The organism is Pyxidicoccus sp. M15 (assembly GCF_056858435.1).
On record NZ_CM166495.1, the window covers coordinates 10,012,880 to 10,027,114 of the forward strand.

The 14,235-nt window shown below is 71.9% G+C and carries 6 protein-coding genes; all 6 read left to right on the forward strand.

Annotation, left to right across the window (positions count from 1 at the left end; all coding sequences use genetic code 11):
• Positions 1 to 6: 6 nt before the first annotated feature.
• The 6 genes from ACX9TP_RS37145 (at position 7) to ACX9TP_RS37170 (ending at position 14,161) form a co-directional block, all read left to right on the forward strand.
• Positions 7 to 4,602, forward strand: coding sequence for a hypothetical protein (locus ACX9TP_RS37145; protein ID WP_482975391.1), 4,596 nt, complete (start codon positions 7 to 9; stop codon positions 4,600 to 4,602).
• A gap of 37 nt (positions 4,603 to 4,639) precedes the next feature.
• Positions 4,640 to 5,872 carry a GNAT family N-acetyltransferase gene (locus tag ACX9TP_RS37150; RefSeq protein ID WP_482975392.1) on the forward strand — a complete coding sequence of 411 codons (1,233 nt, stop codon included), beginning with the start codon at positions 4,640 to 4,642 and terminating at the stop codon, positions 5,870 to 5,872.
• The gene (locus tag ACX9TP_RS37155) at positions 5,854 to 6,285 is read left to right on the forward strand and encodes a serine O-acetyltransferase (RefSeq protein ID WP_482975393.1); all 432 of its coding nucleotides are present in this window, start codon (positions 5,854 to 5,856) and stop codon (positions 6,283 to 6,285) included. Before ACX9TP_RS37150 ends, ACX9TP_RS37155 begins: the two co-directional genes overlap by 19 nt.
• A 201-nt stretch (positions 6,286 to 6,486) precedes the next feature.
• Positions 6,487 to 10,173, forward strand: coding sequence for an AsmA family protein (locus ACX9TP_RS37160; protein WP_482975394.1), 3,687 nt, complete (start codon positions 6,487 to 6,489; stop codon positions 10,171 to 10,173).
• Entirely contained in the window at positions 10,170 to 10,706 is a 537-nt protein-coding gene (locus ACX9TP_RS37165) for a DUF1318 domain-containing protein (RefSeq protein ID WP_482975395.1), read from the forward strand. Before ACX9TP_RS37160 ends, ACX9TP_RS37165 begins: the two co-directional genes overlap by 4 nt.
• Complete coding sequence (locus tag ACX9TP_RS37170) at positions 10,700 to 14,161, forward strand: hypothetical protein (protein WP_482975396.1); 3,462 nt, start codon at positions 10,700 to 10,702, stop codon at positions 14,159 to 14,161. The genes ACX9TP_RS37165 and ACX9TP_RS37170 overlap by 7 nt, the downstream gene beginning before the upstream one ends.
• Positions 14,162 to 14,235: the final 74 nt, after the last annotated feature.

The following is a 14,235-nucleotide window of genomic DNA, read 5'->3' on the forward strand; positions in this document are numbered from 1 at the left end:
CGCGACATGCGCCTGTCGTCTGATCCGCTGGAAGACCTGCTCCTGGAGGCCCTCCCCCCGCTGCACCGGCGAATCCGCCGCGCCGTCGTGGGCCGGCTGGCACGCCGCCTGCTGGAGTCGTGCCCGCGCCCGCACGGCGGGGGTGATGGCCACGCACTCTGGCTGCGAGAAGCCGTGCAGTCCCTCGTCGCCGAGGTGGCCGTGGTGGACGCCGAGTCCGCCGCCCTCACCCGCCGCTACAACGAGGCGCAGGGCGAGGAGGCACGGCGCCAGGTCCTCGTCGAGCACATCACCCAGACGGTGAAGGACCGGAAGGACCGCCGCGAGGACTTGCGCGCGCTGGACCGGTGGATGGGCCTGGACGCGCTGCGGGAGCGGCTGGAGCGCCGCCGCCACGAGCTCCTCCAGGAGGAGGAAACGGCGCTGCGCTGCCTCACCGGCGCGCTGGGCCGGCTGGACGACGACACCCGCGCCACCCACGCACAGGCCCTGAAGTCCCTGGCGAGCGAGCTGCTGGAGCGCGCGGCGGGAGCCCCCCGCGCGCAGAACCGCCTGGCCGCGCTGGAGTGCTTCCACGCCCTGGTGCGCCAGGAACCCGCGTCGGTGGCGACGCTGCTGGAGGCGGGCCCCACGCTGTCGAGCCTCGTGGGCCAGGAGGACTCGAGCCCCTTCTTCCAGGCGGAGGCCCTGCGGGCGCTGCTGGTGACGGACACGCTCGCCGGCCTCGCGACGCTGCGCCAGCGGCTGCGCGGCCCCTACCCTTCCGCGAAGGACTTCCTCTTCCGCCGGCAGGCGCTGGAGCTCGTCGCGCCGCTGCTCCCCGCCGAGCACCTGCTGCCACTGCTGACGGAGGTGGCGGCGCACGACCCGAGCGAGTTCGTGCGCATGGGCCTGTGCGGCCTGCTGGCGCCGCGCGTGGAGGGCCAGTCCCTCCTGCGCCAGCTCGCGGGCCTGGACGGGGCCACGCAGACGCCCCGCGTGCGCACGGCCGCGGTGCTCGCCGCCGTGGAGGCGACGCGCCAGGAGGCGCCGGTGAAGGACCGCGCGCTCGCCCTGTTGGTGGACGTCCTCCGTGAGGACACCGACGCGCTCGTGCTGCGCGTGGCGTGCGAGCAGGCCGCCGCGCTGGCGGAGACGCTCGGCCCGAGCCTCGGTGAGGCCCACACGCGACTCACCGACGCCGTCGCGGCGCTGCGCACGCGCCCGGACACGGCGGGCCTCGTGCTGGAGACGGCGGCCAACGCCGAGCAGGTGCTCCGCCGCACCGCGGACCCGGCGCGCCTCGCCTGGACGCGCTACCTGGCCGAGCGCGTGGAGAAGCTGCGCCCCGGTGGCCGCACGAAGGTGACGCTGGCGCCGCTGCCGGACGGGCTGCCGCCGCTGCCCGAGGAGCCGGCCTGGCTGGGCGCCATCCTCGCGGACCTGTCGCGCGACGGGTATGGCCTCTACGCGGAGCGCTCCGAGCACACGCTGACGCTGTGGCAGGGAGACCGGCAGAAGCGCCGGCTGTGGCGCATCCTCCACGAGCTGCGCACGCCCGCGCCGAACAAGCGCCAGGGCTTCCAGCACACCATCGGTCGGCAGCTGCCGGGCACGCTGCGCGCGCACCCGGGACACCTGGACGAAATCACGGAGACGGTGGTCCCCGGCGAGCGCGTGCACGTGGCCAGTCAGGGCGGCTGGGGACGGCACCTGCCCACGGTGGATGACCTGCTCGACTTGCCGCTGCGCGCCAACGGCAAGGTGCACCTGTTCAGCAGCCACGGCACCACGGTGCTGGTGCCTCCGCCCTCGCTGGCGCGGCGGCTGCGCAACCGGCTGCGCGTGACGAAGGACTACCGCCAGTTGTCGGCGCTGCGGCTCACCTCGCTCCAGGGTGAGGAGCCGCGCGAGCGCCGCCGCTTCGTGGAGCACGTGGAGAAGGACCTCGGCGTCCTCGTGCACTTCTCTCCGTACGCGTCGCAGGCGTCGGTGCCCGGCCCGCTGTCCACCCTCTTCGGGGACCCGGACGACGGCAAGGGCTCGCGGCTGCACACGCCCGCGATGATGGGGCTGGAGAGCGGCATCCTCGCGCTGCTCACCGAGCGCATCATGGAGAGCGAGGGCTACTTCCTCAGCGGTGGCGGCAACGGCATCGCCGCGCTCGGCATCTTCACGGCGGCGCTGTTCACCGTCTTCCTGGGGGAGACGTACGTCAAGCGGCAGCGGGTGCGGAAGTCGCGCGCGCAGGTGCCGCTGTGCATCGGCGGCTGGGGAACGCGCGGCAAGTCCGGCACGGAGCGCCTGAAGGCGGCGCTCTTCACCGGCATGGGCTTCGACGTGTTCGCGAAGACGACGGGCTCGGAGGCGATGTTCGTGCACTCCGCGCCGGGCGGCGTGCCGACGGAGTTCTTCATCTTCCGTCCCTACGACAAGGCCACCATCTGGGAGCAGAAGGACATGGTGGAGCTGGGCGCACGCCTGGGCACGGAGGTCTTCCTCTGGGAGTGCATGGCACTGCAGCCCAACTTCGTGGAGCTGCTCCAGAACGACTGGATGAAGGACGACGTGGCCACGCTGACCAACGCGTACCCGGACCACGAGGACATCCAGGGCCCGGCCGGCATGGACGTGGCCACCGTCATCACGAAGTTCATGCCGAAGGGCGGCAAGGTGGTGACGACGGAGGACCACTTCCTGCCCCTCTTCCAGCGGGCCGCGAAGGACGGCGGCACGGCGCTGCACCACAGCGCGTGGTGGGAGGCGGAGCTGATTCCGGAGGAATTGCTCTCGCTGTTCCCCTACCGCGAGCACCCGCGCAACATGGCGCTGGTGGCCACGCTGGGCGAGCAGCTCGGCGTGCCGCGCTCGTACGCGCTGGCGCTGATGGCCGAGCACGTCCAGCCGGAGATTGGCGTGCTCAAGGTCTTCCCGAGCGCGAAGGTGCGCGGACGGAAGCTGACCTTCATCAACGGCCACTCGGCCAACGAGCGCACGGGCTTCCTCAACAACTGGCGCCGCACCGGGCTGGACACGGTGGAGCCGGAGACGCAGCCGGACCGCGCCGTCATCACCGTCATCAACAACCGGTGGGACCGCGTGTCGCGCTCGGAGGTGTTCGCCCGCATCATGGTGGAGGACGCGGCGGCGGACCGGCACGTGCTCATCGGCACCAACCTGGAGGGCCTGCAGAAGTACGTGCGTGACGCGCTGGACCGCTACCTCCAGCGCACGGAAGTCGTGGCCGCGGAGGACCTCGTCGACGGCGCGGACGCGGGCCGCCCCGAGGTGCGCCTGACGCGCGAGCTGGCGCGGCTGAAGATTCCGCGCCCCACGCCCCAGGCCTTCTTCGAGCGCCTGAAGCTGTACGCGAATGGCGCGGGACTGAGCGCCGTGCGCACGCCGGAGCTGGCCGCCGCGGTGGAGTCGGCGCTGAGCACGCCGGACGAGCACGTCGCGGTGGCGAAGGTGCGCTCCGCGCTGGAGCGCGAGGTGGGGCCGCTGCTGGACGCGGCGCTGCGCGAGGGGCCGCTCCGCGAGGACGCGGCGATGCCGGAGGTGCTGGCCCCGGCGACGAAGGACGAGGTGTGCGAGCACGCGCTCTACACGCTGGCGCGACTGGTGGTGCACGCGCGGCTTCGGCGGGCCCTGCCCCGCCCGGGCGCCGACGGCGACGAGGTGGCGGCGTTCCACCGGAAGTTCCGCGACGCGTACCGGGACCTGTACCTGGAGCAGCTGGTCCCGGTGGAGGACGCGGCAGCGACGGGTGACCAGGTCATCGACGCGTGCGCGCGGGCCGTCCCGCCGGGCCTGGGCGTGAGCATCATGGGCGCGCAGAACATCAAGGGCACGGGCCTGGACTGGGTGTACCGGTGGCTGGCGCTGGACAGGGTGGGCTCGGCGCTGGAGGCCCTGGGGAAGGCTTCCGCCGAGCCGCGGCGGCGCGCCCTGGAGTCGCTGGAGACCTTCGCCGACTCCGGACTGGTGGACGCGGGGCTGGCGCGGGTGGCGCTACCGCGGCTGGCGATGAGTGCCCAGACTCCGGAGGAAGCAGAGCGGCTGCGGCGCCTGGCCGAGAAGGCGCGGGCCACGCACGAGGCGAAGCTCGCGGCGCTGAAGCACACGGGGACGGCGACCTTCATGCAGTCCGTCACGCGCAAGGTGGAGAAGGTGTTCGACTACCTGGACAGCGTGCAGCGGCGCCGGCTGAGCGAGCTGCTGCTGGAGGACCTGGTGGCCGGCCGCGTGTCGCACGCGCGGGCGGCGCTGGAGACGCGCAAGCTGTACGAGCGGCAGAAGGGCGGCTGGCTGTTCTCGGGCTTCGGCGCGGGCAAGCCGGAGGAGGCACCCGCGCTGCCGGCGCCGACCCAGCCGGAGGTGCTGGAGCCGGTGGCTCCGCAGCCGCTGCGGGACGTGTTCGACGAGGCATTGGGGGCGAAGCGCGACGACGTGGCGGTGCCGGTGCCAGGGCCCACGCACGGCGCGAACAGTACGGTGGTGGCGGCACCGAGGCCGTCGTTGGAGGGGGGCCACGCGAAGCCTCGCGAAGAGCGGGAGTCCGCGGCCCAGGAGGCACCGGTGCCACGCGCACCGGTGGACGACGCGGGGGATCCAGCGAACTGACGCTGGCGGCGTCGCGACAACCTGAGGAGGGGATTTCATGGAGGAGCTTCCCACCCCGGATGCTCCCGGCATCGCGAGTGTGCCAACGGGCACACGCGTCGGAGTCGGCGTACCGGGGCACAACGAGACCACGCCGGGAGCCCGGCGGCGCGCGCTGTTCTACGCGCGGCAGACGATGCGCGTGAGCGAGGTGCGCGACCTCGCCGGATTCGACGCGCTGGAGCCGGAGTGGAACGACCTCGTCTCGCGCACGGACGACCAGGTCTTCTACCGGCACGAGTTCCTTCGCTGCTGGCTGCGGCACTTCGCGCCGGAGGGCCGGCTGCGCATCCTGACGGGGCGTGACGCGGAAGGCCGGCTGGTGGCGGTGCTGCCGCTGCGTGCGCAGCGGGGGCGGCAGTACGGCATGCCGGTGCGGCAGCTGCTGTCGCTGACGAACAAACACTCGTGCCGCTTTGATTTGCTGGCGGAGGACCCGCGCCGCGCGGGGACCGCGTTCCTGGCGCACCTGATGAAGGACCCGAGCTGGGACGTACTGCGGCTGGCGGACGTGCCGGACGGCGGCTCGGCCTTCGCGGTGCTCGCGGCGGCGCGCCGGGTGGGCATGCCCTGCGGGACGTGGGAGAGCGCGCGCTCGCCATACGCCCTGCTTCCGGACGCGGTGGACACGTGGCAGCGCGAGCGGGGACGGCAGTCCAAGCCGCTGCGCCGCCGGCGTCGCCGGCTGGAGGAGCGCGGCCGGGTGACGCTGGAGCGCGTGACAGGCGGAGAGCGCCTGGCGGAGCGGCTGGAAGAGGGCTTCGCGCTGGAGCGTAGCGGCTGGAAGGCGCAACGCGGGACGGCGATTGCGCAGAGCCGGAAGCGGCTGGCGTTCTACTCGGACCTGGCGGAGGTGGCGGCGAAGGCCGGCTGGCTGGGGCTTTACTACCTGCGGCTGGGCACGCAGGCCATCGCGTTCCAGTACGGGCTGGAGTACGGCGGCCGGTACCTCGCGCTGAAGCCGGGATACGACGAGCGCTTCGCGGAGGTGAGCCCGGGGCAGCTGCTGACGGAAGGGCTCATCCAGGACTGCATCGGCCGGGGAGTGACGGAGCTGGACCTGCTGGGGGACGACGCGCCCTTCAAGCGGGAGTGGACGGACACGGTGCGTCCACACCACTGGCTGTTCATCTACCGGAACTCGCTGAGAGGCCGTGCGCTGTACCGGGCGAAGTTCCGCTGGGCCCCCGTGGCTCGGAGAATGGTGGGCAAATGGGTCCGACGGCGCTGACCTTCTACCGGGCCGCGAAGCGGCTGCAGACGTGGCGAGTGCCGGTGCTGCCGGACATGGTGGCGGCGGTGGGCACGCGCATGCACCAGTGTCACGTGGACCTGGGGGCCGAGCTCCATGCGAGCGTGGAGCTGGGCTACGGCGGCATGGGCGTGGTGGTGGCGCCCGGCGTGGAGATTGGCGAGGGGAGCTTCCTCTCGCAGAACGTCAGCGTGGAGCCGAAGCCCGGCGTGCCGGGTGCGCCGCGGATTGGACGCAACGTCTACGTCGGCGTGGGCGCGCAGATTCTCGGCCCCGTCACGGTGGGTGACGGTGCGGTGATTGGGGCGAACGCGGTGGTGACGGCCGACGTGGCCCCTGGAGCGGTGATTGCGGGGATTCCCGCGCGGGAGCTGAAGCGCAAGCCCCTGTAGGACGGAGGGCTCCTTGCCCCCCGCCCTCGGCTGAAAGTCGCTCCGGCCACTTCCCCTGGGTGCTCCAGACGAAGAGCGAGCGGCCTCGGTCAGCGTGCGCGCCCCGGGGACCGATTTCGCCTATGCTCCGGGCCCGCCTGACGGAACCGGAGTTTTCGAGTGCCGAGCCCGGTGGGTCCCAGCGACTCCCGCCCCAACAGCATGGAATCCCCAGGAGCTGGACGCCCTCGCCGGCGGTTGGCTCGCATCATCGTGGGCGTGCTCCTGGTGCTCGTCGCGCTCCCCGTGCTGGCGCTGGCCGCGACAGTGGCCGTCCTGCACAACCTCGACCGCCCCTGGCTGAAGCAGCGCATCGTTTCCCGGGTGGAAGCGGACACGGGGGTGCGGCTGGACTACCAGATAGCCCGCGTCGAGCTGCTCTCGGGTCTGCGACTGGAAGGGCTGGTGGTCCAGACTCCGCCACCGTTCCAGGCCATCGCGCCGGAACTGCTCCGCGTCGGCAGGCTGGAGGCGCAGTGGTCGCCTGGCTCCCTGCTGAGCGGCCCCAACCTCGTCGAGCGGGTGGCCATCCGGGACGTGACCTTCACCCTGGTGGCTGACGAGCAGGGCGCCACGTCCCTCACGGCCTTGCAGGGGACGAAGGCTCCCGAGCCGACGTCCATGGAAGAGCCCCTCGGAGCCTCCCGACAAGCCGCTGCGCTCCTGGCCTCCGCGCCTCCCGTCGGGAAGGTTGAAGTCTCGGGCGTGTCGGCGAGCTACATCCGCGTTCGCAACGGCGAGGTGCTCGAACGCGGGTCCCTGCGTGGCTTCGCGGCCGACGTCGAAGCGAAGCATGAGGACGACGGCTGGAAGCTCCTCGCGCGGCTGGGCCAACCCGGCGCGCCGCTTCCCCTGGAGCTGACCCGAGAAGGCCCGGCCATTCCGCCGGCCCTCGCCGTGCTGGAGCTGGTCCTCTCCGCGGAGGTAGGCGCGTCGGCCGCGCGCGCACAGGTGGACCTCGATGTCGCGCGACAGTCCTTCGACTCGCGGTTCACGGTCCGCAAGCTGCTGCACGGCGCGGCCTCGGCGAAGTTCGACGGTGAGAAGCAGCACATCACTCTCGAGCTGGACCGCACCACGCTGACCGACAGCGCCGAAGTGCATGCCCGGCTGGTGCTTCCCGATGCGCGAGAGGTACCACCCGTCCTGACCCAGGCCCTGGCGGATGTGGACCTGGGACGGCTGCTTCAAGAGATTCCCGCCGAGTGGCGTCCGTTCTCGGTCGAGCGCGGCAAGCTGCACCTGGACGCCAAGGAGGTCACGCTCAGCGACATGCCGCAGCTGGGAGCCCAGGGCCGGCTCGCCCTGGACGTCGACGTCGGGGAGCTCCTGCTCGCCCAGGACGGGCTCCGGGTGGCACTCGGCGGTGGCCGCATCGCGCTGGTGGCCACTCCCGACACAGAGAAGGGACTTGCCGCTCAGCTCACGCTCGCGCTCCAGGGGCTCGCCGTCAGCGGGCCCACCCTGCTGCGTGTGCCGAAGGCCTCCATCGAGCTGAAGGCGCACCAGCTGCGGCCGGACCTCGCCTCGCCCATCCGGGTCGCGGGGGACGTCTCGCTGTCCGGAATGGTGGATGCCCTGGACGTCCGTGCCTCCGGGCTCCGCGCGACGGCCGAGCGGCTGGGCCTCCAGCTCCAGCTCCCCCTCACGGTTGAGCCGCCCTTCGCGCTGAAGGCGGACGTCCCCGTGCGGGCGCTCCAGGTCGTCACGGCGGATGGACGCGAGGTGCTGAAAGGCCCCGTGCACGTGAAGCTCAACGCGTCGGAGGTGTTCCCGCAGATGGAGGACCCCCGGCTCAGCCAGGCCCGCGTCCGGCTGGAGCTCGACGCGGGCACGCTGCATGCGTCGCTGGATGCCAACAAGGGGACCGACACGGTGGCGTACACCCTGGCCGTCCAGACGCCGGACCTCGCCGCCGCCCGGCCCTTCATCCCCGACCCGGTCGCCGCTCGCATTCCCTGGAAGCACCTGGGCGTGAGCGTGGCCTCCAAGGGCAGGCTGGCGGCGCTCTTCTCCCATTCGCCTCGGATTGAGCACCGAACGGAGCTGCGCCTGCAGCGGCCGGGCTGGGACGACGTGTCGGCCAGCAGCGCCGCCGTCGTGGTGCGCTCGCAGGGAGATGCGTGGCGGCACAAGGGCGACGTGGACCTTCAAATCGAAGGGCTGCGCGCCGGACAGCTCGACGCGGGTCCGCAGCACCACACGCTGACGCTGGACCTCGACCGCCGCAAGCCGTCGCTTCGCCTGGGGCTCACCAGCCAGGCGGGGCTGATGATTTCACTCGATGCCGCACTGGCGTTCGACCGGAAGACCCGCGCGCTCCGCATGGATGTGACGAGCGACCTTCCGCCCATCGGAGCACTGTCACCCCTCCTGGCCAGGGCCCAGGTTCCCAAGGAGCTGGATGCCTCGAAGCTCGCGCTGAACGTGGAGTTGCACGGCACGCTGCGCGGCGTGCTCACGGACATCGCCGCCGACGGAACCCCGAGCCTGACGCCCACCCCGCTGCGGACGGCCAGCTTCGAGGGCAAGGCGGTGGTGGGCGCGCGCGGCATCCGCTGGAGGCAGGATGCCCTGTCGGTGAACCTTCCCGCGCTGCGCTGGCAGGTCGAGTCGCTCGTCGATGGGCCCCGGCGAACCGTCCACAGCGACCTGACGGTGGAGAAGCTCAACATGGGCATGCGCGACAGCCGGGTGTCGCTCGCCGACGTGTCCAGCGCCACCACCGCCACCTTCACCGACAAGCTGGAAGCGGACGAAGTCGAGCTGAAGCAACGCTTGAAGGTCCGCACCCTCGAACAGAAGCCGGCGCTGCCCTATCCGGTCCAGGACCTGGAAGGCTCGTTCTCCATTCGCCGTAAGGCCAATGGCGTCGTTCACGTCCCCGACCTGAAGCTGTCCATTGCCAGCACCAGCACCGCGCTGACGGCCCAGGGCCGGCTCGACCTCAGTGACGACCGGCGCCTCCTCGCGGTGCGGGGTGAGCTGGCGCAGGACCTGTCCAAGCTCGCGCAGCCCGGCCGCATCGAGAGCAGCGGCAAGGTCACGGTCGACTTCCGGGTGGCCTCGCCCGACCTCGTGGTCTTCCGCACCCTGTCCAACCTCCTCTTCCAGAACGTGAGCCTGCGGCTGCCCGAATCCGGCGTGGAAATCGACACGCTCGACGGCAACGTGCCGCTGACGGAGAACGTGGAGCTCGCCGAGGGCCAGGTCCGGCTGCTGAGCGACATCGACGTGAATCCGTACTCGATGCTCCGCTTCGCCGACCAGCACCCGCTGATGTCGCGCGGCGGCTTCATGTCGGTGGGCCGCATCGTCACCCCACGCATCTCCATCGCGCCCCTGGCCGGCAACATGTTCATCAACCAGAGCGTGGTCTCCATCAGTCAGCTGGAGATGGGCGTCCGCGGCGGGCGCATCACCGGACAGTGCGTGCTGGACTACCAGGGGAAGCACTCCACCCTGGAGGCCCACGTGCGGGCGACGGGCGTGCAGTCGTCCCGGGGCGAGCCCTTCGACGGCAATGCGGCCGTGGTCATCTCCGCCAAGGACCGCAGCGTCAACGGGCGCGCGGAAATCCTGCGCATCGGCAACCGCCACCTGCTGGACCTGCTGGACCTCGAGGACCCGCACCACACCGACGCCGCCACCAACCGCGTCCGCTACGCGTTGAGCCTGGGCTACCCGGAGCACGTGCGGGTGAGCTTCAACCACGGCTTCGGCAGCCTGCGCATCACCATGGGCGGGCTGGCCAGGCTGATCAGCATCGACGAAATCCGGGGCATCTCCATGGGCCCCATCGTCGACCGCATCATCAACTCCATGTATCCACCGGAGGCCGCGCCATGAAGCTCCGCGGGTTGCTGCTCCTCACCGTCCTCGCCACCGGGTGCATCCGCGCCCCGCAGATCGTCATGGTCGACCGCGCGACGGCGCTCGAGGAACAGGCCGCGGGCTCATTCAAGGACGTGGAGCAGCGGCTGGCTCGCGCGGGCATGAGCCCGACGCCGGTGCCGCTCACGCCCAACCAGCTGGAGGACCTGGGCATCCGGCCCACGCCGCTGGTCGAGAACCTCGGCAAGACGCAGGCGGACCGCGTCGACGAGCTGTTGTTCCGCCACTGCATCGGCGAAGGGAAGGACGGGCTGCTGGTGGACACCCGGCGCAGCTGCCTGGCCGGTCGACTGACGGCCGATGACGTCGCCCTGGTGGAGCGGGTGAACCGGGCCCGGCAGCAGCTGTGGAAGTGGATGCGGACGGTCCGCCCCGGCGTGTCCGAGGAGTCACTGCGCAAGAGCTGGCACCAGGCGCACGCGGAGGGAGTGGTGTGCGGCGGCTGGGTCGAAGCCGCTGACGGCGTCTGGGGAGAGAAGAAGTGCTGACGCCGCGAGGCCGGTGGCTCCTGCTCCTGGCGCTCCTCGTCACCCACGGCGCCTGGGCCCAGGACGACGACAACGAAGGGGGCCTGCGCACGCTCTCACGGCTCACCGTGGGCATGGGAGACCAGTTCCTGGGGCAGCTGGCGCCTGATGGGAACACGTTGGTCTTCGTGTCCAACCGCGACATCGCGACCGAAATCTACGCGCAGGACCTGGAGAAGGGCCGCGAGCGCCGCCTCTTCGACGAAGGCGCGGACGTGACCTGGCCGCGCATCAGTCCCGACGGCAAGCACCTGCTCTACATCTCGTTCCGGAACCAGGCCAGCGGCCAGCTCTGTGTGCGGACGTTGCCGGAGGGGGAAGACCGCCGCTGCCTCGAAGAGGAGACCAGCGCGCTGCAGGCGGAGTGGATTGACGCCTCACATGTCGCGCTGGTGAGCCGGGCGAGCATCCAGGGCGGCCTGCACCTGTCCCGCGTCACGGTGGGGCCGAAGCTGAGCGCGAGCCCCCTGCTCGAGCGCAACCTGACCAGTCCCACCATCTCCCCCGATGGGCGCTGGCTCGTGTACGTCCCCGTGGAGCGCTCCGTGCAGCAGGTGGGCCCCGGCTTCGCCGCGCGCGCCTCGGACCACCTGGAGGCACTCCGGCTGGACCGCCCCGGCGCGGTCCCCATCCCGCTGGCGCTCGAGCTTCCGGGACGGACGGGGCAGCCGGTGTTCGCGCTCGATGGGCGCTCGCTGTACGTGGTGCAGTTCTTCAGCGACTCCAACGCGGACGGGGTGATTGACGCCGGAGACCGCGGGATGCTGTTCCGGGTGCCCTTCGCCACCGAGCGTGAGGACGCCGCCGAGCGGGCCGCCGCCTCCAGTCCGGACCAGCTCACCAGTGAGACCTGGAGCTGCGAGTACCCGGCGCCCGCGGCCGCGTCGCTCATCGCGACCTGCTCGCGTGGTGGCTCGCTGGACGTGTATCAACTGCCGCTGGATGGCCAGGTGCCTGGAAACTGGGACGTGCCCCGCCTCAACGAGGAGCTGGGAATGGCCGGCCGGCGCGCGGACCTGCTGCTGCTCTATCGCCAGCGCCTGCTGCGCGAGGAGCGGCCCAAGCCCCGCCGTCTGCTGATGATGCGCCTGAGCCGGCTGCACCTGGGCTTCGATGACTTCGATACGGCGCAGTTCTACGCCCGCCACATGCAATCGGTGGAAGACCCCGCCACCGCGGGGCTGGCGGAGCCGCTGCAACTGCTCATCGACCACCGCCGCGACATGAAGGAGCGCGAGCGCGGCCGCATGATGGAGGAGCTGAGCGAAGTCGAACGGCAGCGCATGGCGGCATTGGACCCGGCCGCCGCGCCCAGCCCGCCCTCCGCCGTCTTCCGGCACGTGGTGCGCAGCGAGCTGGCGCAGGACGCTGGCGACTTCACGCTGGCGCGGCAGGAGCTGGAGGCGGCCCAGGTGACGGACACCACGCCGCGCGGGGTGCTGGAGGCCTGGTACGAACGAGCGGACGCGCTGTACCGCGCGCTCGACGAACGGGAGGCGCTGGCCGAAGCCGGCCGCCGGCTCTCCACGAACAAGGTCTTCAAGGAAGACGACCAGCTCGACTTCGCTCGCGCCGCGGTCCGCGCCCTCTACCGGGGACGCCCCTACGCGGAGGCGGAGGCTGCCATGGCCCGGGAGCTCGCCTCAGCGCCCGCCGGCTCGGCCTACGCGTTCGCCCTGGAGTCGGGCCGGCACGTCAATGCGTTGCATGAAGAGCGTCCCCCCCGCCCGGTGCGGGATGCGCTGATTGCCTTCTACCATCAGCAGAAGAACCCCCTTCGACGGCGCGCGCTGGTGCAGGACGCCGTCGAGCGCGCGTCGGGCCTCGGCGCCGACGGCGTGCTGGAGGCGTTCGCCACGGCCTACGTCGACGATGCCCCGGCCGGCACCGAGGAGCGCCGCCGGGCCGAGCGGCTGTTCCGCCGCGCGATGACGGGCCGCGCCTATCGCCGGCTGGGGCGGGAGCGCCTGGACGACGCCCGTGCCGACTTCGACCTCGTCACCCGGCGGACCGGCTCGCTGGAGAGCGCCGTCGAGTCCATGAGCCTGCGCCTGCGGGCCGGCGTCAGCCCCGAGGTGGTGGAGAAGGAAGTCACCACCACCTCCGCGAGCATGGCGAAGCCGCTCACGCACTTCGTGAAGGCCTACCTCACCGCGCGCCAGCTGCCCGAGCTGGATGACAGCGCCCACGCCCAGGCGGTGAAGGCGGCCGTGCAGGAGCTGCGCGCGTCGTGGCAGGAGCTCAAGAACCAGCGCGCGGTACATGCCCTCTACGGGGCCATCCAGCACGAGGACTTCCTGCGCGGCAAGGACCCCGCTTCCGCCGAGCGCGCCAACCGGCACTACCTGATTGCCCTGGACCTGGTGCGCAACAACCTCCGCTACAAGGCGATGCTCCTCGGCGCGCTGGGGCTGCTGCACACGCAGGTGGGCAACTTCCACATCGCGCTGGGCTACCTGGAGCAGCGGGACAAGCTGCCCTACGTGGACAATGCGGCGGGGCTGGCGGTGTCGCTCGCCCGCGCCCGGGCGCTGCTGCACGTCGGCCGCGAGGCGGAGGCGGCGAAGGCGGCGGACCAGGCCCTGGCCATGGTGGACGCCTCCCCGAAGCTGGCCGGGTTCGCTCCGCTGGTGATGGACCGCGCGGCGCTCTACAACCTCGCCGCGGGACGCTTCGAACGTTCGCTGGCGCTCTATGACCGCGAGCTGCCCGTCGTGGACGCGGGCACCCGCGACGCGGAGGGGCTGCGCAACCGGCTGGTGGTGCGGCTGGCCCGCTGCGCGGCCGCGCTGGGCGCGGGTCACCCCCAGCGCGCGCTGGAGGACCTGGACACGGTGGACCGCGACCTGGCGACCCCGGCCGTGCAGGCCACGCTCGAGCAGGCCCACGTCACCCGCGAGCACGTGCAGCGCTCCTACCGCATCATCGCCGCGGGGCTGCGCGCCAACGCGGAGGGCAAGCTCGGGCACCTGGACGCCGCCGCCCGCTCGCTGGAGCAGCGCCGCGAGCTCTTCCTGGAGCAGTTCGCGGACACGGACCGCGACGAGGACCTCCGCGCGGTGATGCTGGCGCAGCTGCGGCTGGCCGAGAATGCCGTCGACCGCCGCGACACGGCCCGCGCGGCCTGGTGGCTGGGCAGGACGATGGAGCACGCGGACACCCTGATTGCGCGCACCCACGCCCCGGTCGATGCCGGCCAACTGGACGTGCTCTGGTTCGCGGCGCAGCTGCACCTGGACGGGAGCACGAAGCTGCCCTTCGACGTGCCCGCGCGCATGGGCCAGGCGCAGCGCACCCTCATCGACCAGCGCAACCCGACCTGGCGCTCCTATGTGGCGTGGTTCGAGGTCTACCTGGCGCTCGGCACCGACACCCCCGCGCAGCTCCGGGAGGCGATGCTGCTGCCCGGACAGTAGTCGTCGGCTGTCCCCCACCCGACACCGCCCGCCCGGGGACCGTCCAACCGTCCCGGCCCGCAGTCGGCTTCTCC

Excerpts from the sequence above, each read along its gene's own strand:
- ACX9TP_RS37145 (WP_482975391.1), top strand. The coding sequence starts at position 7 with ATGCGCCTGTCGTCTGATCCGCTGGAAGACCTGCTCCTGGAGGCCCTC.
- ACX9TP_RS37150 (WP_482975392.1), top strand. The coding sequence starts at position 4,640 with ATGGAGGAGCTTCCCACCCCGGATGCTCCCGGCATCGCGAGTGTGCCA.
- ACX9TP_RS37155 (WP_482975393.1), top strand. The coding sequence starts at position 5,854 with ATGGGTCCGACGGCGCTGACCTTCTACCGGGCCGCGAAGCGGCTGCAG.
- ACX9TP_RS37160 (WP_482975394.1), top strand. The coding sequence starts at position 6,487 with ATGGAATCCCCAGGAGCTGGACGCCCTCGCCGGCGGTTGGCTCGCATC.
- ACX9TP_RS37165 (WP_482975395.1), top strand. The coding sequence starts at position 10,170 with ATGAAGCTCCGCGGGTTGCTGCTCCTCACCGTCCTCGCCACCGGGTGC.